This window comes from Shewanella spartinae (assembly GCF_019457555.1).
Taxonomy (GTDB): Bacteria; Pseudomonadota; Gammaproteobacteria; order Enterobacterales; family Shewanellaceae; genus Shewanella; species Shewanella loihica.
This window is the reverse complement of sequence record NZ_CP080418.1, coordinates 4,461,339-4,486,585: the sequence shown is the minus strand read 5'-3', so window position 1 is coordinate 4,486,585 and position 25,247 is coordinate 4,461,339. Positions and strand designations below refer to the sequence as shown.

Annotated in this window: 15 protein-coding genes, 1 tRNA gene and 3 rRNA genes; 8 read left to right on the top strand and 11 right to left on the bottom strand. The window is 52.2% G+C overall.

Features of this window, described 5'->3' with window-relative positions; all coding sequences use genetic code 11:
* The first annotated feature begins 500 nt into the window (after nucleotides 1-500).
* From K0I31_RS19450 to K0I31_RS19430, 5 genes are all read left to right on the top strand, one after another.
* Nucleotides 501-2,043 (top strand): 16S ribosomal RNA (locus K0I31_RS19450).
* 251 nt (nucleotides 2,044-2,294) lie between these two features.
* Nucleotides 2,295-5,187 (top strand): 23S ribosomal RNA (locus tag K0I31_RS19445).
* A gap of 122 nt (nucleotides 5,188-5,309) precedes the next feature.
* Nucleotides 5,310-5,425, top strand: a 5S ribosomal RNA gene (gene rrf / locus K0I31_RS19440).
* Together the 16S, 23S and 5S rRNA genes with 1 tRNA gene alongside form the textbook arrangement of a ribosomal RNA operon.
* A gap of 36 nt (nucleotides 5,426-5,461) precedes the next feature.
* Nucleotides 5,462-5,538 (top strand) — tRNA-Asp (locus K0I31_RS19435).
* Nucleotides 5,539-6,044: 506 nt separating this feature from the next.
* Nucleotides 6,045-8,537, top strand: a complete 2,493-nt coding sequence (locus tag K0I31_RS19430; protein WP_220079443.1) for a putative bifunctional diguanylate cyclase/phosphodiesterase — start codon at nucleotides 6,045-6,047, stop codon at nucleotides 8,535-8,537.
* On the opposite strand, the gene K0I31_RS19425 is transcribed toward K0I31_RS19430, so the two are convergent.
* Together K0I31_RS19425 and K0I31_RS19420 are read right to left on the bottom strand one after the other, a co-directional pair.
* On the bottom strand, nucleotides 8,526-9,515 hold the full coding sequence (locus K0I31_RS19425; protein WP_258406539.1) for an alpha/beta fold hydrolase: 990 nt from the start codon (nucleotides 9,513-9,515) through the stop codon (nucleotides 8,526-8,528). The genes K0I31_RS19430 and K0I31_RS19425 overlap by 12 nt on opposite strands.
* A 106-nt stretch (nucleotides 9,516-9,621) precedes the next feature.
* Nucleotides 9,622-11,406 carry a DUF885 domain-containing protein gene (locus K0I31_RS19420; RefSeq protein WP_220079442.1) on the bottom strand — a complete coding sequence of 595 codons (1,785 nt, stop codon included), beginning with the start codon at nucleotides 11,404-11,406 and terminating at the stop codon, nucleotides 9,622-9,624.
* Nucleotides 11,407-11,640: 234 nt separating this feature from the next.
* Between K0I31_RS19420 and add the strand changes: the two genes are divergently transcribed.
* The gene (add, locus tag K0I31_RS19415) at nucleotides 11,641-12,636 is read left to right on the top strand and encodes an adenosine deaminase (protein ID WP_220079441.1); all 996 of its coding nucleotides are present in this window, start codon (nucleotides 11,641-11,643) and stop codon (nucleotides 12,634-12,636) included.
* A 56-nt stretch (nucleotides 12,637-12,692) separates the two neighbouring features.
* Here the strand turns inward: add and hemN are convergent, their stop codons facing one another.
* The 5 genes from hemN to K0I31_RS19390 all read right to left on the bottom strand — a co-directional run bounded on the left by hemN (nucleotide 12,693) and on the right by K0I31_RS19390 (nucleotide 17,447).
* Complete coding sequence (hemN, locus tag K0I31_RS19410) at nucleotides 12,693-14,069, bottom strand: oxygen-independent coproporphyrinogen III oxidase (protein ID WP_083764367.1); 1,377 nt, start codon at nucleotides 14,067-14,069, stop codon at nucleotides 12,693-12,695.
* Nucleotides 14,070-14,241: 172 nt separating this feature from the next.
* The gene (locus tag K0I31_RS19405; protein WP_220079440.1) at nucleotides 14,242-14,709 is read right to left on the bottom strand and encodes a DUF2489 domain-containing protein; all 468 of its coding nucleotides are present in this window, start codon (nucleotides 14,707-14,709) and stop codon (nucleotides 14,242-14,244) included.
* 93 nt (nucleotides 14,710-14,802) lie between these two features.
* Nucleotides 14,803-15,336, bottom strand: a complete 534-nt coding sequence (yihI, locus tag K0I31_RS19400) for a Der GTPase-activating protein YihI (RefSeq protein ID WP_011867512.1) — start codon at nucleotides 15,334-15,336, stop codon at nucleotides 14,803-14,805.
* Between the two features lie 47 nt (nucleotides 15,337-15,383).
* Entirely contained in the window at nucleotides 15,384-16,052 is a 669-nt protein-coding gene (locus tag K0I31_RS19395) for a methyltransferase domain-containing protein (RefSeq protein ID WP_011867511.1), read from the bottom strand.
* A gap of 774 nt (nucleotides 16,053-16,826) precedes the next feature.
* Nucleotides 16,827-17,447 (bottom strand): c-type cytochrome, encoded by a 621-nt coding sequence (locus K0I31_RS19390; RefSeq protein ID WP_011867510.1) that lies wholly within the window; start codon nucleotides 17,445-17,447, stop codon nucleotides 16,827-16,829.
* Nucleotides 17,448-17,615: 168 nt separating this feature from the next.
* On the opposite strand from K0I31_RS19390, the gene yihA reads away from it, so the two are divergent.
* The gene (yihA, locus tag K0I31_RS19385; protein WP_011867509.1) at nucleotides 17,616-18,272 is read left to right on the top strand and encodes a ribosome biogenesis GTP-binding protein YihA/YsxC; all 657 of its coding nucleotides are present in this window, start codon (nucleotides 17,616-17,618) and stop codon (nucleotides 18,270-18,272) included.
* Nucleotides 18,273-19,052: 780 nt separating this feature from the next.
* On the opposite strand, the gene polA is transcribed toward yihA, so the two are convergent.
* Nucleotides 19,053-21,803 carry a DNA polymerase I gene (gene polA / locus K0I31_RS19380; protein ID WP_220079439.1) on the bottom strand — a complete coding sequence of 917 codons (2,751 nt, stop codon included), beginning with the start codon at nucleotides 21,801-21,803 and terminating at the stop codon, nucleotides 19,053-19,055.
* Between the two features lie 388 nt (nucleotides 21,804-22,191).
* On the opposite strand from polA, the gene elbB reads away from it, so the two are divergent.
* Nucleotides 22,192-22,845, top strand: a complete 654-nt coding sequence (gene elbB, locus K0I31_RS19375; protein ID WP_144201272.1) for an isoprenoid biosynthesis glyoxalase ElbB — start codon at nucleotides 22,192-22,194, stop codon at nucleotides 22,843-22,845.
* Between the two features lie 126 nt (nucleotides 22,846-22,971).
* On the opposite strand, the gene glpG is transcribed toward elbB, so the two are convergent.
* The 3 genes from glpG to tdh all read right to left on the bottom strand — a co-directional run bounded on the left by glpG (nucleotide 22,972) and on the right by tdh (nucleotide 25,245).
* Nucleotides 22,972-23,808 carry a rhomboid family intramembrane serine protease GlpG gene (gene glpG / locus K0I31_RS19370; RefSeq protein ID WP_220079438.1) on the bottom strand — a complete coding sequence of 279 codons (837 nt, stop codon included), beginning with the start codon at nucleotides 23,806-23,808 and terminating at the stop codon, nucleotides 22,972-22,974.
* A 17-nt stretch (nucleotides 23,809-23,825) separates the two neighbouring features.
* Nucleotides 23,826-24,131, bottom strand: a complete 306-nt coding sequence (gene glpE / locus K0I31_RS19365; protein ID WP_220079437.1) for a thiosulfate sulfurtransferase GlpE — start codon at nucleotides 24,129-24,131, stop codon at nucleotides 23,826-23,828.
* An 88-nt stretch (nucleotides 24,132-24,219) separates the two neighbouring features.
* On the bottom strand, nucleotides 24,220-25,245 hold the full coding sequence (gene tdh, locus K0I31_RS19360; protein WP_011867504.1) for an L-threonine 3-dehydrogenase: 1,026 nt from the start codon (nucleotides 25,243-25,245) through the stop codon (nucleotides 24,220-24,222).
* Nucleotides 25,246-25,247: the final 2 nt, after the last annotated feature.

Sequence of the window (25,247 nt, the reverse complement as noted above, 5' to 3'; positions counted from 1 at the left end):
AAATGAGTGAGGGTCACCCAGTATAATGGGGAAAAAGTAGCTAGTCAGGCGAAAAAGCGTGCAAACAATGCAAAAGTAGCACTTTTCTTTAAAAAAGCCCTTGCGTAAAAGTTTATGCTCCCTATAATGCGCTCCCACTGACACGGCAAACGGCGCTGCTTAGCGACGATAACAGCCTTCAGATGGTCCGAGTGAAAAGTTGAAAAACTTCTTAAAAATCACTTGACGCCAACCTCGGGAAGTGTAGAATACGCATCCCTAAGTCAACGGCCCAGCGCCAGCGGCGGCATCGAAAATAATGATGCAATGCTCTTTAACAAGATAAAACAAGAAATCTGTGTGGACACTCACAGGTATTGAGTTAATCGAAAACGATTTAAATCTCAATGCAACGATGAGTGTTCATAGCAATATGTACAAACATCCTTAGATTCTTCCGAGTCTAAGTGATGAATCAGAATTCATTGAGTCGTTTGGCGCAAGCCAAACACAAAAACTTTTAATTGAAGAGTTTGATCATGGCTCAGATTGAACGCTGGCGGCAGGCCTAACACATGCAAGTCGAGCGGTAACAGAAAGTAGCTTGCTACTTTGCTGACGAGCGGCGGACGGGTGAGTAATGCCTAGGGAACTGCCCAGTCGAGGGGGATAACAGTTGGAAACGACTGCTAATACCGCATACGCCCTACGGGGGAAAAGAGGGGATCTTCGGACCTTCTGCGATTGGATGTACCTAGGTGGGATTAGCTAGTAGGTGAGGTAATGGCTCACCTAGGCGACGATCCCTAGCTGTTCTGAGAGGATGATCAGCCACACTGGGACTGAGACACGGCCCAGACTCCTACGGGAGGCAGCAGTGGGGAATATTGCACAATGGGCGCAAGCCTGATGCAGCCATGCCGCGTGTGTGAAGAAGGCCTTCGGGTTGTAAAGCACTTTCAGCGAGGAGGAAAGGTTAACGGTTAATACCCGTTAGCTGTGACGTTACTCGCAGAAGAAGCACCGGCTAACTTCGTGCCAGCAGCCGCGGTAATACGAGGGGTGCAAGCGTTAATCGGAATTACTGGGCGTAAAGCGTACGCAGGCGGTTGATTAAGCGAGATGTGAAAGCCCCGGGCTTAACCTGGGAACTGCATTTCGAACTGGTCAACTAGAGTCTTGTAGAGGGGGGTAGAATTTCAGGTGTAGCGGTGAAATGCGTAGAGATCTGAAGGAATACCGGTGGCGAAGGCGGCCCCCTGGACAAAGACTGACGCTCAGGTACGAAAGCGTGGGGAGCAAACAGGATTAGATACCCTGGTAGTCCACGCCGTAAACGATGTCTACTCGGAATTTGGTGTCTTGAACACTGGGTTCTCAAGCTAACGCATTAAGTAGACCGCCTGGGGAGTACGGCCGCAAGGTTAAAACTCAAATGAATTGACGGGGGCCCGCACAAGCGGTGGAGCATGTGGTTTAATTCGATGCAACGCGAAGAACCTTACCTACTCTTGACATCCAGAGAACTTTCCAGAGATGGATTGGTGCCTTCGGGAACTCTGAGACAGGTGCTGCATGGCTGTCGTCAGCTCGTGTTGTGAAATGTTGGGTTAAGTCCCGCAACGAGCGCAACCCTTATCCTTACTTGCCAGCGGGTAATGCCGGGAACTTTAGGGAGACTGCCGGTGATAAACCGGAGGAAGGTGGGGACGACGTCAAGTCATCATGGCCCTTACGAGTAGGGCTACACACGTGCTACAATGGTCGGTACAGAGGGTTGCGAAGCCGCGAGGTGGAGCTAATCTCACAAAGCCGGTCGTAGTCCGGATTGGAGTCTGCAACTCGACTCCATGAAGTCGGAATCGCTAGTAATCGTGGATCAGAATGCCACGGTGAATACGTTCCCGGGCCTTGTACACACCGCCCGTCACACCATGGGAGTGGGCTGCACCAGAAGTAGATAGCTTAACCTTCGGGAGGGCGTTTACCACGGTGTGGTTCATGACTGGGGTGAAGTCGTAACAAGGTAGCCCTAGGGGAACCTGGGGCTGGATCACCTCCTTACCTATACGATTGACTGATATTTGTTGAGTGTTCACACAGATAACTTGTTCTTGTTAGAGCGAGTGGCACGTCCGAGCGACGATGCTTGTTCTTTAAAAATTTGGAAAGCTGATAGTAATAACCGAAAGGTTATTGCGAAAAATAATTGAGTTCTCAAAACACACTTTAATCAAGTGACTTGAGTATTCTTTTGGCGAAAGTAGAAACCGTTAGTTGCGATGCGACTCAGATGAAACTCATTTGGGTTGTATGGTTAAGTGACTAAGCGTATACGGTGGATGCCTTGGCAGTCAGAGGCGATGAAGGACGTAGTAACTTGCGAAAAGCGTTGGCGAGCTAGTAACAAGCATTTGAGCTAACGATGTCCGAATGGGGAAACCCGGCACCATAAGGTGTCATCACTAAGTGAATACATAGCTTAGTGAGGCGAACGAGGGGAACTGAAACATCTAAGTACCCTTAGGAAAAGAAATCAACCGAGATTCCCCTAGTAGCGGCGAGCGAACGGGGATTAGCCCTTAAGCCTAGAGGGTGTTAGTGGAATGTGTTGGAAAGCACAGCGATACAGGGTGATAGCCCCGTACATGAAAACTAACTTTAGGTGAAAACGAGTAGGACGGGACACGTGATATCTTGTTCGAATATGGGGGGACCATCCTCCAAGGCTAAATACTCCTGACTGACCGATAGTGAACCAGTACCGTGAGGGAAAGGCGAAAAGAACCCCTGTGAGGGGAGTGAAATAGAACCTGAAACCGTATACGTACAAGCAGTGGGAGCGGTTCTTGAGACCGTGACTGCGTACCTTTTGTATAATGGGTCAGCGACTTACATTTTGTAGCGAGGTTAAGCGAATAGCGGAGCCGTAGGGAAACCGAGTGTTAACTGCGCGTTTAGTTGCAAGGTGTAGACCCGAAACCCGGTGATCTAGCCATGGGCAGGTTGAAGGTTGAGTAACATCAACTGGAGGACCGAACACACGTATGTTGAAAAATGCGGTGATGACTTGTGGCTGGGGGTGAAAGGCCAATCAAACCGGGAGATATCTGGTTCTCCTCGAAAGCTATTTAGGTAGCGCCTCGAGCGAATACCATTGGGGGTAGAGCACTGTTAAGGCTAGGGGGTCATCCCGACTTACCAACCCTTTGCAAACTCCGAATACCAATGAGTACTACTCGGGAGACACACGGCGGGTGCTAACGTCCGTCGTGAAAAGGGAAACAACCCAGACCATCAGCTAAGGTCCCAAAGTTATTGCTAAGTGGGAAACGATGTGGGAAGGCTTAGACAGCTAGGATGTTGGCTTAGAAGCAGCCATCATTTAAAGAAAGCGTAATAGCTCACTAGTCGAGTCGGCCTGCGCGGAAGATATAACGGGGCTAAGCAATACACCGAAGCTATGGGTACTAGCGCTTGCGCTAGTGCGGTAGAGGAGCGTTCTGTAAGCCGTTGAAGGTGAAGGGGTAACCCACGCTGGAGGTATCAGAAGTGCGAATGCTGACATGAGTAACGATAAAGGGGGTGAAAAACCTCCTCGCCGAAAGACCAAGGGTTCCTGTCCAACGTTAATCGGGGCAGGGTGAGTCGACCCCTAAGGCGAGGCCGAAAGGCGTAGTCGATGGGAAACGGGTTAATATTCCCGTACTTCTGCTAACTGCGATGGAGAGACGGAGAAGGCTAGGCTAGCGCGGCGTTGGTTGTCCGCGTTTAAGGCTGTAGGTAGGGTACTTAGGCAAATCCGGGTACCTAATACTGAGAGTTGATGACGAGTCACTACGGTGATGAAGTAGTTGATGCCATGCTTCCAGGAAAATCTTCTAAGCTTCAGGTTAGCAGGAATCGTACCCCAAACCGACACAGGTGGTCGGGTAGAGAATACCAAGGCGCTTGAGAGAACTCGGCTGAAGGAACTAGGCAAAATGGTACCGTAACTTCGGGAGAAGGTACGCTCCTGTTGGTGATGAGACTTGCTCTCTAAGCTGACGGGAGTCGCAGATACCAGGTGGCTGCAACTGTTTATCAAAAACACAGCACTGTGCAAAATCGCAAGATGACGTATACGGTGTGACGCCTGCCCGGTGCCGGAAGGTTAATTGATTGGGTTATCTTCGGAGAAGCTCATGATCGAAGCCCCGGTAAACGGCGGCCGTAACTATAACGGTCCTAAGGTAGCGAAATTCCTTGTCGGGTAAGTTCCGACCTGCACGAATGGCGTAATGATGGCCACGCTGTCTCCAGCCGAGACTCAGTGAAGTTGAAATTGCGGTGAAGATGCCGTATACCCGCGGCTAGACGGAAAGACCCCGTGAACCTTTACTATAGCTTGGCACTGAACATTGACCCTACATGTGTAGGATAGGTGGGAGACTTTGAAGCGGGAACGCCAGTTCTCGTGGAGTCATCCTTGAAATACCACCCTTGTAGTGTTGATGTTCTAACTCTGGCCCCTGAATCGGGGTTGAGGACAGTGCCTGGTGGGTAGTTTGACTGGGGCGGTCTCCTCCCAAAGAGTAACGGAGGAGCACGAAGGTTGGCTAAGTACGGTCGGACATCGTACGGTTAGTGCAATGGCATAAGCCAGCTTAACTGCGAGACATACACGTCGAGCAGGTGCGAAAGCAGGTCATAGTGATCCGGTGGTTCTGAATGGAAGGGCCATCGCTCAACGGATAAAAGGTACTCCGGGGATAACAGGCTGATACCGCCCAAGAGTTCATATCGACGGCGGTGTTTGGCACCTCGATGTCGGCTCATCACATCCTGGGGCTGAAGTCGGTCCCAAGGGTATGGCTGTTCGCCATTTAAAGTGGTACGCGAGCTGGGTTCAGAACGTCGTGAGACAGTTCGGTCCCTATCTGCCGTGGGCGTTGGATGATTGAAGGGAGCTGCTCCTAGTACGAGAGGACCGGAGTGGACGAACCGCTGGTGTTCGGGTTGTCATGCCAATGGCATTGCCCGGTAGCTACGTTCGGAATCGATAACCGCTGAAAGCATCTAAGCGGGAAGCGAGCCCTAAGATGAGTCATCCCTAGACCTTTAAGGTCTCTAAAGAGCCGTCCGAGACTAGGACGTTGATAGGCAGGGTGTGTAAGCGTTGTGAGGCGTTGAGCTAACCTGTACTAATGACTCGTGAGGCTTAACCATACAACCCAAAAGGGTTTCGTATAATGGTTTTACGTAATCAAAAGAATACAAAGTACTTGATTGAAGTGCGAACTCAGATTGACTCTTAGATAAGAGTACAGCTTTCCGAATTTCCAAATTTGTCTGGAAACCATAGCATTGTGGTCCCACCTGATCCCATCCCGAACTCAGAAGTGAAACGCAATCGCGCCGATGGTAGTGTGGGGTCTCCCCATGTGAGAGTAGGTCATTTCCAGGCGCCTAATTTAGTATCCCGCGTAAGCGTGTTACTAAAGGAGCGGTAGTTCAGTTGGTTAGAATACCGGCCTGTCACGCCGGGGGTCGCGGGTTCGAGTCCCGTCCGCTCCGCCAACATTAAGATGAAAGCCTCTGCAGAAATGCAGAGGCTTTTTTCGTTTCTGCCTTTTCAAAATGCTCATGCACTAAGCCCTAAAAAAATAGTATCTCATCTCCTATCTGCATTTCTCACTTGTGATGGTGGCCGAGATCGTTGGTCCACCGCTGCCATCTGCCTTTTGTGGTGTGTATTGATATTTGAGTTCGTCGAAGTTAACGTGCCGGTCCATCGCTCCCGTCTTCCCCAGCTCGTTTCACTTCGCGCGCATGAGCACATCGCCTTGCGATATGCGCCCACCAACATTAAGACGAAAGCCTCTGCAGCAATGCAGAGGCTTTTTTCGTTTCTGGCTTTCACAAGTTTAAGCCGTCCTAGCTATCTCTATATGCTTATAGCTAAATGCAATAATGTTTAGTCACTAAGTAACTTAAATGTGGCATAATCGGCACAAACACACGCAATTAATCCTGTATTGATAAGATGTGTTACGTCTGACGACCCTTTTTTAGGTGCAGTGGCTTTGCTGAAATTTTTCTCACGTCCCTCGCTCATTCTCTTCGCACCTCTGGTGTGTGTCTTGCTGTTTGCGTTTTTTATTACCAGTAGCTACTTTGTCGAGCGTCAGCAACGTCGAGACTATGTGTCCGCCTCCCAGGTAGAGCACCTGTCTCAGGGATTAATGCGAATGAATCACCTGGTAGCGATGGCGGCCAAGGCGCAAGACTTCACGCGGGTGGAAGAGGAACTGGCCCTGCTCGGCAGCGATATTCGTCTTTCCGTGTATACGCTTATCGATCGCAGGGGCAACATACGCTTTGCCAATCATGGGGTATGGCGTGACAGCTCGGCGCAGTTAGTGATCGATGGTTACGAGAGCCAGGCCCACGAAAACAGCGTCGCCGAGGGCAGATCTCGCATCTACTTCAATGATAAGCGTCAGTCGATCCAGGCCTATTATCCTATCACCCCACAGCTCTCCTCTCTGTCGGTCGAACGTCCCGAACTCATCTATCTCGAATATGATATGGCGCCCATGCTGGCCGCTAGCGATGAAACCGTTTTAGTAGGCCTGATGCGAACCGGTGCGATTGCCTTGGCGACCACCTTGGTCTTGCTCGGCCTGTTTTACTATTTCGTGTTGTCGCCGATTCGCTACCTGAGTCGCCAGGCGGCGGCCCTGGGCCAGCGTGAAACCGATTCCAGGCAAAAGCCGATCGAATCTCCCTTCATTGAATTGCATAGCCTGGAGCAGAATCTTAGGCGCTTTAAGGATAGGTTCCAGCAGGGGGCGAAACAGCTTAAGGATAGCGAGCAGAGATGGCTGTTTGCCGTAGAGGTCTCACGTTACGGCATCTGGGATTGGAACCTGGAGGACAATAGCGTATTTCTCTCCGACCGCTGGAAGGATATGTTGGGCTATGGGCCTGAAGACTTAGTGCCCGAGCTGGCAACCTGGAAGAGCCGGCTTCACCCCGAGGACAAAGAGGGGATACTCAAAAACCTTAACGCTTACCTCAATGGGGAAACCGAGGAGTTTGAGAGCGTGCATCGACTGCGCCATCAGCAGGGGCATTACATCTGGGTGCTCGACAGGGGGATGACGGTCGAGTGGAACGAGAAGGGTAAACCGCTACGCATGATAGGCACACTGTCCGATGTGACAGAGGATATTCGTAACCAGAAGGCGGCGATGCATCAGGCCAAGCACGACCCGCTCACGGATCTTGCCAATCGCCGCGCCTTGATGGATGCCCTGTATCAGCAGCAGGATGAGTCGGGAAGCTGCGCGGCCTTGTTTATGCTGGACCTGGATAACTTTAAGGTAGTCAACGATGCCCTCGGGCATCATGGTGGCGACAGGCTGCTGATCCAGATCGCTGCCAGGTTATCCAGCTACTTCTCCTCTAACTCGCTGATCGCCCGTGTGGCCGCCGATGAGTTCGTGGTTCTAGTGAAGAAGCTGCCGGAAGATCTTCTCGGTGCCCAGCGTCGAGCTCAGGCCCTGGCGAGTCAGATGCGTCAGCTGATCGCCCGCAGCTTTCATATCAGTGGCCATACCTTTAATCTCTCCGCCAGTGTGGGGATCGCCATCATCGATCCAAGCGAGGCGATCCCGCCGGAGCAGCAGTTAAAACGGGTCAATATGGCGCTGGCTCAGGCGAAGGAGAGTGGACGCGATGCCTGTGTGGTCTACAGCAGTGAGATGGATAAACGCGCCGCGCAAAATCTGATGATCCGCACAGAGCTAGTGCATGCCGTCGCACGTCATCAGTTATCTCTCTTCTACCAGCCGTTGTTGAATGCCAAGGGCGAGATTGCCTCGGTCGAGGCCTTGCTGCGCTGGCACCATCCACAGCATGGGGCTATCTCACCGGCCGACTTTATCCCTGTGGCCGAGGGCAGCGCCCTAATCGTCGAGCTGGGTGAGTGGGTGTTGCTGGAGGCTTGTCGTTTCATTCGTGGGTTACAGGAACAAGGTATTCGCCCACCTATGGTCTCGATCAATGTCAGCGCGCGTCAGTTCCACCAGGATGAGTTTGCACCTAAGCTGTTGGCCATGCTAAAGGATCAAGGGATCAGCCCTACCCATATCGAACTCGAGCTTACCGAGCATGTGTTATTGACGGATCTGCAGCAGGTGCGCCAGACCATGACGCAATTGAGAGAGGCAGGGATCAGCATCGCCGTGGATGATTTCGGCACGGGTTATAGCTCGCTGAGTTATCTGCAGGAGCTACCGTTGAATCGCCTCAAGCTAGATGCCAGCTTTATCAGAGACATGGGTAATGGCGAAGCCTCTGCCTCTATCGTCAAGGCCATGATCGATATGTCTCACAGCCTGAATCTTGAGTTTGTCGCCGAGGGCGTCGAGATCCAGTCCCAGTTCGAGCAGCTCAAGGCCTATCGTTGCGACTTATACCAAGGTTATCTATTCCACCGCCCCATGCCGGGCGAAGAGTTGGCTCGCCTGCTGGTAAGGCTCGGAGACAGGCCGCTGTTATCAAGCGTGTAGGCTGAGAAAGTCTGCAAGTTGTCCCAGCGCCTGGTTTCGGGCGCTATCCCTTTCGATGAAGATCTCATGACGGGCATGGGCGACCTTAAACAGGTGGCAATGCTCTCCCCTGGCTGCATCTTGCGCGCGATTGTCGACGATGGAGTCTTCCTCTGCCTGTAAGATCAAGATAGGCGTATGAGTGTGTTTTGCTGCTTCTACTGCTTGCTCGCAGGCATCGAGGGACTCGGTTAACCATCGGTTGGTGGGGGAGCCCAGCTGCAGCTGAGGGTAGGTCTCATACAGCCGACGATAGTCTTGATAGCGCTTAGCGCTATGGGTAAGCTCGTTCTGCTCGAAGGGGACGGGTTGATAGTTCTTGCCCCCTAAGACGTAGTTGGGCTTGCTACTGGAGTCATTATCCAGGTGTCCGGCCAACCAGCGCACGAAGGGCTTAGGCATCGGCAGGCAGATGCCATACATGGGCGCCGATAACACGGCCGCATCGAACACCTTGGACGCCTGCTGTAGATACAGGGTGGCTATGGTGCCGCCCATTGAGTGCCCTACCAGAAACAGCCTGTCATGTTGCTTGGGGATGACTAGGGTATCGACGAAGAGGCCAAGGTCATCCACATAGTCGGAAAATTTCGCTACATGCCCCTGGTGCGGATTGTCGGTTAGCCTGTCTGACAGCCCCTGTCCTCTATGGTCCAGGGCGTAGACGCTATATCCCAGCTGATAGAGATCGAAGATCAGCTCTTGATACTTAAGGTAGGCCTCGACACGGCCGCTGCTGATCACTATCGCCTGATTCGACTCGGGGTGAGCGGCCACGCAGTAAGCCAGCTTGAGGCCATCGCCTGTCGTCAGATAACCCTGCTCGACACCCAGCCAGAAAGCATCTAGCTGCTGACGATTGTCAGTCAGTTCACTGGAAAAAACCGGCAGTGAGGTGGCGCTAGTGTCAGTGCTTGTAGAGACTGTGGCTGTGGACATGGGCGATCTGAATTAGGGACAAGATGCCTGAGTGTAACACGATATCTTATGGCGATTAATGGCTTGAGGGGGCTAACTGCCTCAAGCCATTAATACGCCGGAGGGGTTAGCGAGCGGCCTGAGTGGCGATGAAGTCATCTATCTGCTGTTCCAGCAGCGCCATAGGCACAGATCCATTGGCCAAGACGGCGTCATGGAAGGCGCGGATATCGAATTTTTCACCCAGCGCCTGTTCGGCCTTGGCGCGTAAACGCTTGATGGTGAGTTCACCTATCTTGTAGGACAGCGCCTGTCCCGGCCAGGAGATATATCTGTCTATCTCAGTAGTGACATTGTGTAGCGATAGCGCCGTATTGCCGGCCATATAGTCGATGGCCTGCTGACGTGTCCAACCCTTGGCGTGCATGCCAGTGTCGACCACTAAGCGGGCGGCGCGCCACATCTCGTAGGTCAGACGGCCGAAGTTGCTGTAGGGGTCTTGATAGAAACCGCCTTCCAGTCCGAGATATTCAGAGTAGAGTCCCCAGCCCTCGCCAAACGCCGAGATATAGCTGTAACGACGGAAGTTAGGCAGGGAGGTCAGCTCCTTGTTGAGGGAGATCTGCAGGTGATGGCCAGGTACGGCTTCGTGCAGGGTCAGGGCTTCCAACTCATACAGGGGGCGCTTGTCCAAGGCATAGGTGTTGACCCAGTAATAGCCGGGTTGGTCATCGCCACTGGCGCCAGAATAGCGCCCCGTGGTGTATTTGGGGGCGATCTCGGCGGGCACTTCCTGAATGCCATAAGGCGTGCGCGGCAGCTTGCCGAAGAACTTCGGCAGCATGGCATCGGCCTTCTTGGCGATAAAGGCGGCCTCTTTCAACAGCTGCTCCGGGGTCTTGGCGTAGAACTGAGGATCGGTGCGCAGGAAGTGGAGGAAATCGGCGAAACTGCCCTGATAGCCGAGCTTATCTATTATCGCCTGCATCTCGGTGCGAATGCGCTTAACCTCTTTTAGCCCGAGTTGGTGCACCTCGTCTGCGGTCATGGGCAGCGTAGTGTAGTAGCGTACGCGATTCTCATAGAAGGCTTCACCGTCGGGGAGGTCATAGGCGGCAATACTCTCCCGTGCGCCTGGGATATATTCCTGGGTCATGAAGTCATAGAAGGCCCGGTAGCTGGGCAGTACGTTCTGCTCAATCAAGGCCTTGCCCTTTGCCGTCAACTCGGCTTTCTGGGCCTGGGTAAAGTGCTTGGGAAAGTGGGTGAAGGGCTTAAAATAACCGCTCTGCTCAACAGGTACTATGAAGGCGCTAATGCTCTCTTCGAAGCCGTTTAAGACCACCTTAGCCGGGGTGATGCCTTGGGCCAGACCCTGTTTCAGCCAATAGGTCTGCTGCGCAAAGTAGTGGGGCAGGGCCTCAAGCTTGCTTAAGTAATTGCGGTAATCGGCCTCGCTATTGAAGTTGCCCTTGGCGATGGAGGCGATATAGGCGTGAAAGCCGCTTTCTGCGGTGATCGGCAGATAATGGTCGTGGAAACGGTATTGATCGACACTGTTTTGTAACTGATAGATGAGTATCTGGGCGTCGATGCGATCGGCCTTGTCGAGCGATGCCAAATCCAAGGCCTTGAGGCGTGCCAACAGGGCCTGCTCGGCTTGGTTATGGTTTGCCAGCGCCTCGGGTGAGAGGTCATCCAGTTTACCCGCCGCCTTCTCGTCTCCCTGTGCGTAGGCCATTTCTGGGCTAGACTCTAACCTAAGTTGCCAGGCATCGTCTATGATGCGCTGTAACTGCTGATGGCTCTGGCTGACACTGGTTTGCGGCGCCGTGGCGACATCCGCGGTGGGGGCCATTTGGCAGGCCGTGAGGCTGAGTAAGAGTAGGCAAGGGGCTAAGGGTTTATACATGGGTGGTCCTGTTGTCATTATTATGGGCCCAGGAATGGGTTTCACGATTATGCAATATTCAATTTGGCGGGTCACCCACGGCGCTAGATAAATTGTGAGCAGGTATTGCAGCAGAGTTAAGTCGAAAGCTGAACATAAGTCATGCATATCGTTAAAAAATGCATGTTATAGTTGCAACAACTTCAGACCAGACAAAAAACAATATTGGCTGAGGGGTTCAAATAGGGGTTAAATATGATTGATACATCCATTCCGTTGGTGGATCTGCATCGTCATCTTGATGGTAACGTCAGGGTGGAAACGATTTGGGACCTGGGCCACCAACACAATATTGCTTTACCTGCCGATACCTTGGAAGGTTTGGCGCCTTTCGTTCAAATTCAGGGGAAAGAATCGAGTCTGGTGGCTTTCCTAAAGAAGCTCGACTGGATGGTTGCCGTCCTGGCGGATCTCGATGCGGTTAAACGCGTGGCCTATGAGAACGTCGCCGATGCGGCGATCTCTGGTCTGGATTACGCCGAGCTGAGATTCAGTCCTTACTACATGGCGATGAACCACAAGCTGCCGATAGAAGGCGTCGTCGAAGCCGTTATCGACGGGGTTAAGGCTGGCCTTAAGGATCATCAGGTGAAGATTAACCTGATCGGCATCATGTCTCGCTCTTTCGGTCAGGATGCCTGTATGCAGGAGCTGGACGCTCTGCTTGCCTATAAGCAGCACCTAGTGGCGATGGACCTGGCGGGGGATGAGCTAGGCTTCCCGGGCGCCCTGTTTAACGATCACTTCAAGAAGGTGCGTGACGCAGGGTTGGCTATTACGGCTCATGCCGGCGAGGCTGCTGGCGCCGAGAGCATGTGGCAGGCTATTCAGGAGCTGGGCGCGACCCGCATCGGCCATGGTGTCAATGCGATACATGATCCTAAGCTGATGGAGTATCTGGCTGCCAACAGGATAGGCATAGAGTCCTGCCCAACCAGTAACCTGCACACCTCGACAGTGACCAGTTATCAGGAGCATCCGCTGCGTACCTTCATGGAGGCGGGCGTGTTGATTGGTCTCAACACAGACGATCCGGGCGTGAGTGCCATCGACATCAAGCACGAGTACCGCACCGTGAAGCAGGAGATGGGCTTTAGCGACGCCGAGCTGGCACAGCTGCAGCGCAACGGCGTGGAGATGGCCTTTATCTCCGACAGCGAGCGTAAGGCGCTCTATGCCGCCAAGGCCTAAGAAAGCATAAACAAAAAAGCCGATGAATCATCATCGGCTTTTTTCATGTTTGGGGCTTAGATAACCCGAGAGAACTGCTGCTGACGAGCCTTATCGCGGAAGTAGACGTCGAAACAGATACAGATGTTGCGGATCAGCAGACGGCCGGTTTCGCCAACTGTGATCTTTCTGTCTTTGACTTCGACCAGCTTGTCGTCGATAAAGGTTTGTAGCAGTTTGAGATCTTCGGCGAAGTACTCTTCAAACTTAATCCCTAATCGCTCATCCATCTTGGCCATATCCAGATCGAAGTGGCAGATCAGCTGCTTGATCACGGCGCGGCGGATCTCGTCGTCACGATTAAGCTTGCAGCCTTTCCATAGGGCGTGGCCCTTCTCATCCACCGACTCATAGTAAGGGCGGATATCTTTCTGGTTCTGGGCGTAGCAATCGCCGATCTGACTGATGGAAGATACCCCAAGACCCAGAAGATCACACTCTTCCTGGGTGGTGTAACCCTGGAAGTTACGGTGCAGGCGACCTTCGTTCTGCAAAATAGCAAGCTCATCATCCGGCTTGGCGAAGTGGTCCATGCCTATGTATTGGTAGCCAGCACCCGTCAGCGTCTCGATAGTCTGGTGTAGCATCTCCAGCTTCTGCTGTGGTGTCGGCAGATGCTCGTCCTTAATCTTACGCTGGGCCGCGAAACGTGCCGGTAGGTGAGCGTAGTTAAAGACAGAGAGTCTGTCGGGAGACAGATCCAGTACGCGCTGCATAGTCTCTGCAAAGCTTTCCGGTGTCTGGTGTGGTAAGCCGTAGATCAGGTCGATGTTGGTCGACACGAAGCCCATGGCTTTGGCCTTGGCGATCAGGTCGAAGATAAACTGTTCGTCCTGTTCACGGTTAACGGCAATCTGCACCTCTTTGTTGAAGTCCTGTACGCCGACCGAGATACGGTTGAAGCCAGCTTCTTTGAGGGTGTCTAGCATAGAGAGTTCGATCTCGCGTGGATCGACTTCGATAGAGTATTCACCCTCTTCGGCAATATTAAAGTGCTCTCTGAGCAGCGCCGACAGCCTGAGGATCTGCTCTGGGCTGAGGAAGGTTGGCGTACCGCCACCCCAGTGGATCTGGGTGACCTGATAATGCTTAAACAGCGGTGCGCGTTTGACGATCTCTGCCGCTAGGTATTCGATATATTGGTCGGCCTTGTGCTGATGACGGGTGATCACCTTGTTGCAGCCGCAGTAGTAGCAGAGCTTGGCGCAGAAAGGAATGTGTAGATACAGCGACAGTTTATTGCTCTTACTGTTGGCAATAGAGGTGAGCAGGTCTTCTTCGGTGAAGGAGGCGTCAAATTCTAGTGCGGTCGGGTAAGAGGTATAACGAGGACCGCTGTAATTATATTTTTCGATCATGGACTGATCCCAACTAATTTGGGTGGGCTGCTTCAAGGCGTGTCCTCCGAGGGTGGTAAATTAGCAACTAGCGAAGTATGCAATGTTATTGAGTGAATAACATTGATCCAGGTTGCAAATTAGCACTGCAATTTATGTTAGCTGTCGAATATCCTTGTTTTCGGCTTAAATGTCTTGGTCTTAAGCCGTTTTTGTGCACCGACTCACGTCAGTGGCTGAGGTGGGCATAGGCTTTGGCCAGCAGGGCCACCTCGGCCATGATTTCGGCTTCCAGCGCCGATTCTGACTTCATTCTCTCTAAGTCTAGCTTCATACGCTGCTGCTTGGCCAACGCCTTGCGCTGCTCCATGATAGGGTGGGACTCGATGATCTCATAATGCTTAAAGAGCGCCGGGTACTGGTGTTTCACTTGCTCTGTGTGGCCAAGAATATTGAACAGCTTACCGATACGCATCACGCCCTCTGACAGCTCACAGCGCTCTTCGAGCATGGCGGCGGCGATATAGTGAATGTTGCCGAGCAGTTCCAGCTCCTTGGCGTCAGCCGCGGCTTGTTGGGCTTCGCGTTGCGCTTTTTGTCGTGCGGTTTGCTGTTTCAGTTTGAGTAACAGGCTGGCGGCATAGGCGGCTAGGCCTAAGATGATGATGGCGCCCAGGATGAAGAGTGTCGTTGTCATAATGCAATCCGAGGTGTTGGTTAGCTAGGTGTTAATCACAGAGGCGAGATAGAGAAATGGCATCGAATCGATGCCATTTGGGTTAGCCTGAGGCTAGTCTTTATCTTGATAATCTTTGAGCAGATCGGCGCCAGATTCAAACTTATCCAGCAGATCGTCGTCTGAGCCGACCGTGGTCTTCATCACATGCTCGAGGTCATCCTCTTCTGTGATGCCCAGGCGATCCATCAGGCGCTCGATCTCTGTTAGTTGCTTCTCTAACCAGGCCTGATCCGCATCGTTGAGATCACGACCCTCTTCAAGCATGTCGAGCAGCTTGTTGAGTCTAGGATCTTCCTCTAGCTTCAGCAGTTTCTGTTCGTCGCTCATCTTAGGTGCCTTGGGCTGCTTGGCCACAGGCGCCTTAGTCGGAAGCTCAAGTGCGACAGGCTTCTTGCTGCCGTGGCGAGGATCTTTGGCCTGTGCCGTGCCCGATTGCTTCTGTTGGATCTGCTTTTCGTTATGACGACTGCCCGCTTTATTGCCCGACTTCTGCTTCTTACCCGTGACGACACGGTCTTCTTTCTTGGTTCTAGGCGGACGCTTTGGCGCATTCTCATTGATCTTGCGCGATTTCTTACGGGTCATAACGTTAATCTCAACTACAAAAAATCGTGAACCTACCTAACCCTGAGTTAGATAAGTGAACTTGGGTCGCGTGTTATACCAGATCCTGTTGGTTTTTGCACCAAAATGAGATCTTTCGAGGCGAATAATAGCCTAAACTCGGCCTGGCTTGCCAAATATTGGAAGGTGGCTTGCTGATAAAAGCTGACATGGGTCAGATTGTTTTTGTGGTGCCATTTGGGAAAGCCCTGAAGCTCGGTGAGCAGTTGGGTGCTGATCGCCATCCAGCCGCCGGGTTTAAGCAGGGAACAAAGCAGCTGCCACTCTTTTCCAGGAAAGCGAAAGTGCTCGAAGACGCGATAACAACAGATGAAGTCGTATTCGAGTCTTAGCAGAGTATGATCCGGGGCGAAGTGTGGATCATACTGGTTGAGCTGATGGCCTCGCGCCTTGATGGCGTCTATCGCCTGTGGGTTTAGCAGTCGGCCGAAGTTGAGTCCAAGCAGTGGGCCCTGAACCTGCTGCTCACACTGAGTGATCAGGCTCGACAGGAATTGTTGCAGCGGCTTGTCTTTACTATTGGCCGAGCGGTAGCGTTTTACCTCGGCGCTGGGCGGCAGATGAGAGTTGGCATCGGCAAACAGCAGCATGCAGCGCTTACAGCGATAGATGCAGCGTTTTCTATCTTGATAGAAGGGGGCGGTCTCTTCGCTGGTGCACAGGGGGCATCTTCGCATGGCTAGGGCATGGCTCTTAAAGGCTGGGTTAATTGCTGCTACCCGGTTTAATTTACTGTAGGCCAAGCGGAAACAGAAGCGTATTTTTTGCCGGATATAAAAAAAGGCGACAGTATCACTGTCGCCTTCCAAAAAGTACCAAAGGTACTCAATTCTGATTCCAAGTTTCCTTACTTGCTATGCGACTCTCCCAGTCGGATTCCATCTTATTTTTTAATCTGCTTTCCATGCATAGTTATTTTCGTTTTCGGTCTTCCAGACGCTTTTTTTCTTTCCCTGTCGCCTTCCTGACCACAGCTTCCGTAGATGGTCTTCATTGACACATCACAATCCATATCGTCATCTTTGACGCCTAATAAACCATCCCTGTTCGGTTTACATTAAGTTCAGCAGTAAGCAGTTCAACTGTTTTCTGAACCGTAAGGAAAATGCTAATTAGCGCATTGGCCTTCCTAACCAATATCCTTACCAAGTTATTACGACCCGACTTCAGATGCGAAGTACTTCTCTTATTATTTTTAGTGAGTGGTCAAAAAATTATTATTATTTTTGCTTAACTTTATTCTTATATCTTAAATGTAATCACATACCGAAATCTGTTTATTGTTATTAGGTAGATTTTATACAAACAGTTGGGTTTACCTCGGTACGGGCACAATTAAAACGAAATCTGTGATCTATGTCAAGCATCAATTTTCAGCAGTTTACGTAAACGTAAGCTTGAGGTTGTTAAAAAGGGTGGTATAAACCACCCTTTCGTTATCCAGCGATTAATTACTTAATGCTTGAAATATATTTAGATAGCGCTTCGATATCTTCGCTGGTCAGCTTCTTGGCAACGTCTTGCATCATGCCGTTTAGGTCGTTGTTACGACTTGTATCGTGAAACTTATTCAGCTGGATCTTGATGTAGTTAGCGTGTTGGCCCGCGATAGCAGGGAAGCCAGCAGCCTCAGAACCTTTACCGCTAGGACCGTGACAGGCGATACATGCAGTCACACCGCGTACGGCGTCACCACCCTTGTATAGTTGCTCACCCAGTTCAGGCACGTCTTTAACTTCGCTCATCGCAAGTTTTTGCGAAGAGAAGTAAGCCGCCAAATCTTCGATATCCTGATCCGACAATGCTGCCGCCATTGGGCTCATCATAGGATCGTTACGGCCTTCTTTACCGCCTGTGTGGGCAGCTTGACGCAGCTCGGTAAGCTGCTTCTTCAGGTAAGTTTCTTGTTGACCCGCAATCTTGGGGTACATGTCGATCATACTGTTACCATCAACACCGTGACAGGCAGAACAAATGATTGCTTTAGTTTTTCCCGCTTCAGCATCACCTGCTGCTAGAGCCGGAGTTGATAGAGTGGCTAACATCGATAGCGCAATAGCGAACTTTTTCATGGCGTTCCAACTTTTAGTTAAATTTTTTGTCCTGAGCTTACGAGAGTGACCTGCAAGCGTGATAAAATATGATTTATGTGATCGGGGTAATATTTTACACGAAATTGTGCAAATGTAAGCAAGTCTTCGATATTTAAACTGAAGAAATAACAAATTTTGGGGTGGGTAGTGACTGATTCTCGTATCGATTTTCGACAGGCCAAGTTTTTGATCAGTGCGCCGGATATTGCGCATCTGGATGAGCACTTGCCCGGTGATGTAGGCGTCGAAATCGCCTTTGCTGGCCGCTCTAATGCCGGAAAGTCGAGCGCATTAAACCAATTAACCGAGCAGAAGAACCTGGCAAGAACCAGTAAGACACCTGGGCGTACCCAGTTGATCAACGTCTTCGCGCTCGATGAGCACAGACGCCTGGTGGATTTGCCTGGCTATGGTTTCGCTCAGGTACCTCTGGCCATGAAGAAGAAATGGCAGCAGGCGCTGGGGCAATATCTGCAGGAACGCGCCTGTTTGAGTGGCCTGGTCGTACTGATGGACATTCGTCATCCACTTAAGGATCTCGACATGCAGATGATCGAGTGGGCGGTGGATTGCGACATTCCCGTGCTGGCCTTGCTGACCAAGTGTGACAAGTTGGCGCAGAGTGCTCGAATGAAGACGGTTAACGATGTGCGTAAGGCCTTGGCAGATTTTGGCGACGGCGTGAAGGTGGAGCCATTCTCTTCCTTGAAAGGTACAGGCAAGCCTAAGGTACTGGGGATTCTTAACGAGTGGTGTCATCCAGATTGGCTGGTGGAGGCCTTGGCCGACGCCGAACAAGAGTAACAACTTTCGTTTGTGATTAGAGAGCGCCTCCAGATTGGGGGCGTTTTTTTATGCCTGGTTTTTAGTGGCTAAGACGCTTAGCAGCAAAGGCTATTAGCGGGTAACTCTTTGAATGGCTTAGAAGTGGGAGGTAAAAAAAATGCCGACGGCTACACCATCGGCAAAAAATACATTAGCTCTTTTGGGGAGAAGCTAAATTTCAACAAGACTCAAGTTCTATCGGTCATCGACCAATAGTTCTCAGTGGTCATAGGATAGCCCGAATCCCACCCAAATTAAAGTATTTGCTCTAAATTAAATTTCAGACGAAAAAAAGCCCCAGCAAGTAACTTGCTGGGGCGCCAGAATTTGGCTTTTCACTTAACGTGAAATAAAAAAAGGTCTGAAAGATAGAACATCTTAACCTCTGTACCCTACGCAGAGAATAATACTTCATTGGTCGTAATATGGGAAACTGTTTTTTGTAAAAAACGACAATAATGTGAGCAATGTCTAAAAAAGTGCTCAATAAAAGCACAGGTTTTTGATCTAAAATTTACCAAAATTGCCTTTAAAAGAGCTGTTTAGCTAAAAGCTGCCCTTAAGTGAAAAAATATTACTATTTTTGGTGATTTTTACGGCTTCGCGGGTCGAGAGTGCGAGATGCCAGGATGAATGGCTCTCACAGCATAAAAAATGCCCCGGCAGGCCGGGGCGTAGTCGGGGCATTTTTGTGGCTCAATTCTGATCTAATTGAACATTGAGCCGAGTATCAGGTGAGCCATAGTCACAAACCTATGCCTAGTGCGCCTGTTCCCAGTTATCGCCGATACCAGCCTCGGCCAGTAGTTCGACATCTAACGAGGCGGCCTGCGCCATCAGTTCACACACCTTGAGTTTGAGCGAATCGGCCTTGTCGGCGTCGACCTCAAACACCAGTTCATCGTGAACCTGCATGATCATGGTGATCTCTCCCTGTGTCTCTGTCTCGATCCACTGAGCGATATTGATCATGGCCTTCTTGATGATATCGGCAGCCGTGCCCTGCATCGGCGCGTTGATCGCTGCGCGCTCCGCTGCCTGACGGCGCATGGCGTTTCTATCCTTGATGGCCGGTAGATAGAGCCTGCGACCATAGAGGGTCGATACGTATCCCTGCTCGGCGGCGGCAGCGCGGGTATCTTCCATATACTTGAGCACGCCAGGATAGCGCTTGAAGTAGATGTCGATATATTGCTGAGCCTCGTGGCGCGGAATATCCAGCTGGCGGGCCAGACCGAAGGCCGACATGCCATAGATGAGACCAAAGTTCACCGCCTTGGCGCGGCGACGTTGTTCGCTGGTGACTTCACTGAAGTCGACGTCAAACACCTCGGCGGCGGTGGCTCTATGAATATCTTTGCCCTCGGCGAAGGCACTCAGCAGGCCCTTATCCTGGGAGAGGTGGGCCATGATCCTCAGCTCGATCTGCGAATAGTCGGCTGCGAGGATCTTGCGTCCCTCTGGCGCCACGAAGGCGTGACGAATACGGCGGCCCTCCTCGGTGCGGATGGGGATATTCTGCAGGTTAGGCTCGCTGGATGACAGGCGACCCGTGGCGGCGATGGCCTGGTGGTAGCTGGTGTGTACCCGGCCAGTCTTACCATCGACCATGAGCGGCAACTTGTCTGTGTAGGTGCTCTTAAGCTTAGACAGACTCCTGTGCTCCAGGATGATCTTGGGCAGTGGGTAGTCCAGGGCCAGTTCAACCAGTACCTCTTCGGCGGTGGACGGTGCGCCCTTAGGGGTCTTCTTCAATACTGGGTAACCCAGTTTCTCGAAGAAGAGGGCCTGCAGCTGTTTGGTCGAGCCTAGGTTAAAGGGCTCTTCAGCGATCTCGTAGGCCTTCTGCTCCAGCTCATCTATCTTGCGTGCCAGCTCGTCGCTCTGCTGGCCCAGCAGCATGCTGTCGATTAACACGCCCTGACGTTCGATTTGCGACAAGATGCTGACCAGAGGCAGCTCTATGTCGGTAAAGACGCTGGCAAGCTCGCTGGCCTTTTGCAGTCTCGGCCAAAGATGCTGATGCAGCCTGAGTGTGATGTCAGCGTCTTCAGCGGCGTAAGGGGCCGCCGTTTCCAGCGGGATCTGGTTGAAGGTCAGCTGCTTAACGCCCTTGCCGGCGATCTCTTCGAAGCTGATATTCTTGTGACCCAGGTATTTCAGCGCCAGGTCATCCATGTTGTGCTTGGAGGCGACCGAGTTAAATACATAGGACTCGAGCATGGTATCGAAGGCAACTCCCTTGAGGGAGATGCCGACATTGGCCAATATGCTCATGTCATATTTAAGGTTCTGTCCCACCTTGAGAAGGCTAGGGTCTTCCAGCAGTGGCTTGAGCTTGGCTAGTACCTGCTCGCTGTCGAGCTGCTCTGGGGCATCGGCATAATCGTGTGCCAGCGGCAGGTAGGCGGCCTTGCCTGGTTCGATGGCAAACGAGAGCCCCACCAGTTTGGCCTCCATGTAGTTGAGGCTGGTGGTTTCTGTATCCAGGGCAAATAGCGGTGCGGCGGCCAGGGCCTTTAGCCACTCATCTAAGGCTTCCCAGGTCAGAATGGTGTCGTACTGGGTATCGATCGTCTGAGGCGCCGGCGCTTCGTCGGCCTCTTCTTGGCTGTCGACGCTCGACTTGTTGTCTAACACCTCGGCCAGCCAACGCTTAAATTCCATCTCGCCGTAGCATTTGATCAGCTCGTCGCGATCCGCGTCTTGAATGTTGAGCTGGTGCCAGTCTTGTTGCAGTTCGACATCGCACTTGATGGTCGCCAGCTCATAGGAGAGTTTGAGCATGTCGCCATGTTCGGCGATCTTGGCGGGCATGGTCTTAGCGCCCCTAAAACCGAGCTCCGGTATCTTCTCTGGGTTGGCGAGGATGGCGTCGACGCCGCCTACGCCTTGTAGCATAGCCAGCGCCGTCTTCTCACCCACGCCTGGCAGGCCGGGGATGTTATCTGCCTTATCGCCTTGCAGTGCCAGTAGATCGATGATCAGCTCAGGGCCGACACCAAACTTCTCGCTCACCTCATCGGGGCCTAGGATGGTGTTGGTCATAGTGTTGATCAGGGTGATCTTGTCATCCACCAACTGCGCCATATCTTTATCGCCTGTGCTGATCAGCACGGCGCGGCCTTCCTGGCTGGCCTGTCTGGCGATGGTGCCTATGACATCATCGGCCTCGACGCCGGGAATACAGACCAGGGGAAGCCCCAATGCGCGAATGATGCGATGCAGCGGTTCGATTTGTGTCCTGAGATCGTCCGGCATGGGGGGTCTGTGGGCCTTATATTCGGCATACATCTCATTGCGGAAGGTTTTTCCCTTGGCATCGAACACCACAGCCATCTGGGTCGGCTTATATTGGTTGAGCAGGCTGCGTAGCATGTTGATCACGCCATACACGGCACCCGTGGCCTCACCCTTGGAGTTGGTCAGGTGGGGCGGCGCATAGTAGGCGCGGTAAAGATAGGAAGAACCATCCACAAGAATGAGTGGGTTTTCAGCGATATTAGGCATAATTTTATCTATTTTTTCGGTATGCGATGATGGCGCTAGCATGCCATATTAGGGCGATTTCGGCCACGGCAAATTACTCAGCAGCCTGTGGATAAGTCTGTGAGCTAAAAAAGTTTCAGCGAGTAGGGATCACGACGACGAACATAAGCGGGTGATGCAACTTGTTGATTTGTTTTTGTATTATATTTTTATGTGAACTAGGTATTACTTCCGAGTAAAAATTCCTAATTTGTGGATTTTTTATTTTGTCATCCATATTTATGCTCTGACTTGGCGAAATTGCTCGGCCTTGTTAGAGTCGATGAACTAACTTAGCATGAAAAATAATCAGATCAACCCTTTTGTTATCTGGTTGTTAAAACCATTCGGTCTATTAAAGGAGTTTTTAATGAAAAAATTTGCTGTTTTATTAAGCGGCGCGGGAGTGTTCGATGGCAGCGAACTTCATGAGGCAGTATTGACTCTGCTGTCGCTGACCCAGGCCGGAGTGAGTTATCAATGTTTCGCACCCAACATAGAGCAGATGCACGTGGTGAATCACCTCACAGGTGAGGTGGCAGTGGGTGAGCATCGTAACGTGCTGGTGGAGTCGGCGCGTATTGCCCGTGGCGACATCAAGGCAACGGACGAGTTAGATATCCAGGCCTTCGATGGTCTGGTGATCCCTGGTGGCTTTGGCGCCGCGAAGAACCTGTGTAACTTTGCCGTGGTCGGCAGTGAGTGTGAGGTGGCACCCAGCGTGAAGGCCTTCATCAGCGAGTTTGTCGAGGCGGACAAGCCGGTAGGCTTTATCTGTATCTCACCCGTGATGATCCCTAAGCTCTATGGCGAGAAGGCCAAGGGCACCATAGGCCATGACAGCGACACGGCCCATGCCTTTAACCTGATGGGCGGTGAGCATGTGGAGGCCAATGTCGAGCAGATCGTCGTCGATGAGGCGCGCAAACTGGTGAGCACGCCGGCTTATATGTTGGCCGAGAATATTGCCCAGGCCCATATCGGCATAGATAAGCTGGTGAAGAAGGTGATTGAGCTGGCGTGATCCCATGGCCAACCGCAATAAATAACCGTTCACTCATCGTGATTGGTATTAGCCAATCAAAAAGGGCCCATCTAATGGGCCCTTATTGATCTAGTGGCCTTACTGAGGGCATTTTTTTGGAGCTAATTAAATCCGTCGGCGACTGTCGATAAAGCCTTGAGTCAGGCCCACCATTAAGCCGCCGATATGGGCGCCGTTGGCGATGGAGAGGCCGAACATATCGGTAAAGCCAAATACCAGCCAGACCAACATGAAGCCTATGTAGGCAGGTGGCAGGCCTATTCCCTTCTCGGGACGTCTGACTCCCATGATCCAGGTGTAGCCCACCACCGCATAGACAACGCCCGAGAGGCCGCCGAAGTTGGGACCACCTATGGCATATTGCAGCAGATTCGGCAGGGTGCCGGCGATCAGCAGTAAGGTTAAAAGTGGAGTCACCCCTAGCTTGTTCTCTATCTTGCCCCCCAGATACCACCACCAGAGCAGGTTGAAGATGATATGCATGGCGGAGAAGTGCATCAGACTCGGGGTAAATACGCGCCAGATCTGACTACTGTCGCTGCCGGATACGGCGCCGAAGAAGGAGAGTGCCTCGAAGATTGGGTTGGCAAAGCCGAAGATGAAGCCGAGATAGATTAGCGTGCAGCTGAGCATGACGATAAGGGTCAGGGGGCCAGCCCCGGACAGGAACTGAGTCACCAGCTGCAGCCCAGGCGCGCCGTAATCTAGCTTGGTGCCTGTACTGCCGTTTTCCCAAGAGGCCTGAAGGTACTTGTCGTCATAGGGGGTGCGCACGAAGTGCTCATATTCGCGGCGCGCCTTGGCGTAGTCTTGCTCTTGGGCGACATAGAGGATCACCCCGTGTGCGGCATGTTGCAGCTGGCAATCTATGCCCTGGCCCTTGAGGTAATCGATTAGCGCCTGGGCGGCGCGCTCATTGGGGAGACGACCAAGTTCCAACATAGGCTTACCTCTGGAAATTAATGGGCTTCGCGCCAGGCCTGGAAGCCACCATCCAGGCTATAGACATCATCGAAACCCTGTTCATGCATGTATTGCGCGGCATTCTGGCTGCTGATGCCGTGATAGCAGACCACGACTAAGGGGCTGTCCATGTCGGCCTCGGCAATATAACGCGCCAGGTTTTCGTTGTTGAGGTTGGTCGAACCGGGGATCTGTCCCGCCTCGAAGCTGGCGCCGTCGCGGATATCGACTACCTGTACCTCGGCATTGTCTTCCAGCATATGGATGAGTTGATTGACACTCAGGTGTTGAAAAGCAGACATAGTCAACCTGTAATGAAAAAGAGGGATAAGTTAAGTGTGCAACATGGGGCCGTGAGAGTACAGCCCCGGTTGCGAGTGGTGCAGGGGATTAATCCCAGCTGAGGATCACCTTGCCCGATTGGCCCGAGCGCATGGCGTCGAAACCGGCTTGGAAATCATCGACATTGTAGTGATGTGTGATGATTGGTGAGATATCCAGCCCCGATTGGATCAGGCTGGCCATCTTGTACCAGGTCTCGAACATCTCACGGCCGTAGATCCCCTTGATGATGAGTCCCTTGAAGATCACCTTGCTCCAGTCGATGGCCATGTCGCCGCCAGGAATACCCAGCATGGCGATCTTACCGCCGTGGTTCATGGTATCCAGCATGGAGTGGAAGGCTGCTGGCACGCCCGACATCTCAAGGCCCACATCGAAGCCTTCAGTCATGCCGAGATCTTGCATCACATCTTCCAGCTTCTCCTTGGCCACGTTAACGGCGCGGGTGGCGCCCATCTTCTTGGCCAGCTCGAGGCGGTATTCGTTCACGTCTGTGATCACCACGTGGCGTGCGCCGACATGGCGACAAACTGCGGCGGCCATGATGCCGATAGGGCCTGCACCTGTGATCAGCACATCTTCGCCGACCAAGTCGAACGACAGCGCCGTGTGCACCGCGTTACCGAATGGATCGAAGATAGAAGCCAGATCGTCAGAGATATCGTCAGGGATCTTGAAGGCGTTGAAGGCCGGGATCACCAGGTATTCGGCAAATGCGCCTTCACGGTTAACACCCACACCCGAGGTGTTGCGGCACAGGTGAGTGCGGCCCGCACGGCAGTTGCGGCAGTGGCCACAGGTGATATGACCTTCGCCAGAGACGCGATCGCCAATCTGGAAGCCACGGACTTCCTGACCAATCTCGACCACTTCGCCCACATATTCGTGGCCAACTACCATAGGCACAGGAATGGTGTTTTGCGACCACTCATCCCAGTTGTAGATATGTACGTCGGTGCCGCAGATGGCGGTCTTGCGGATCTTGATCAGCAGATCGTTGTGGCCAACTTCAGGTTTTGGCGCATCAACCATCCAGATGCCTTCTTCAGGCTTGAGTTTGCTTAAGGCTTTCATCG

Coding starts and splice junctions, on each gene's coding strand:
- K0I31_RS19405 (WP_220079440.1), bottom strand. CDS start 14,709: ATGACAACGACACTCTTCATCCTGGGCGCCATCATCATCTTAGGCCTA.
- add (WP_220079441.1), top strand. CDS start 11,641: ATGATTGATACATCCATTCCGTTGGTGGATCTGCATCGTCATCTTGAT.
- glpG (WP_220079438.1), bottom strand. CDS start 23,808: ATGTTGGAACTTGGTCGTCTCCCCAATGAGCGCGCCGCCCAGGCGCTA.
- K0I31_RS19390 (WP_011867510.1), bottom strand. CDS start 17,447: ATGAAAAAGTTCGCTATTGCGCTATCGATGTTAGCCACTCTATCAACT.
- K0I31_RS19420 (WP_220079442.1), bottom strand. CDS start 11,406: ATGTATAAACCCTTAGCCCCTTGCCTACTCTTACTCAGCCTCACGGCC.
- polA (WP_220079439.1), bottom strand. CDS start 21,803: ATGCCTAATATCGCTGAAAACCCACTCATTCTTGTGGATGGTTCTTCC.
- K0I31_RS19395 (WP_011867511.1), bottom strand. CDS start 16,052: ATGCGAAGATGCCCCCTGTGCACCAGCGAAGAGACCGCCCCCTTCTAT.
- glpE (WP_220079437.1), bottom strand. CDS start 24,131: ATGTCTGCTTTTCAACACCTGAGTGTCAATCAACTCATCCATATGCTG.
- K0I31_RS19425 (WP_258406539.1), bottom strand. CDS start 9,515: ATGTCCACAGCCACAGTCTCTACAAGCACTGACACTAGCGCCACCTCA.
- tdh (WP_011867504.1), bottom strand. CDS start 25,245: ATGAAAGCCTTAAGCAAACTCAAGCCTGAAGAAGGCATCTGGATGGTT.
- yihI (WP_011867512.1), bottom strand. CDS start 15,336: ATGACCCGTAAGAAATCGCGCAAGATCAATGAGAATGCGCCAAAGCGT.
- elbB (WP_144201272.1), top strand. CDS start 22,192: ATGAAAAAATTTGCTGTTTTATTAAGCGGCGCGGGAGTGTTCGATGGC.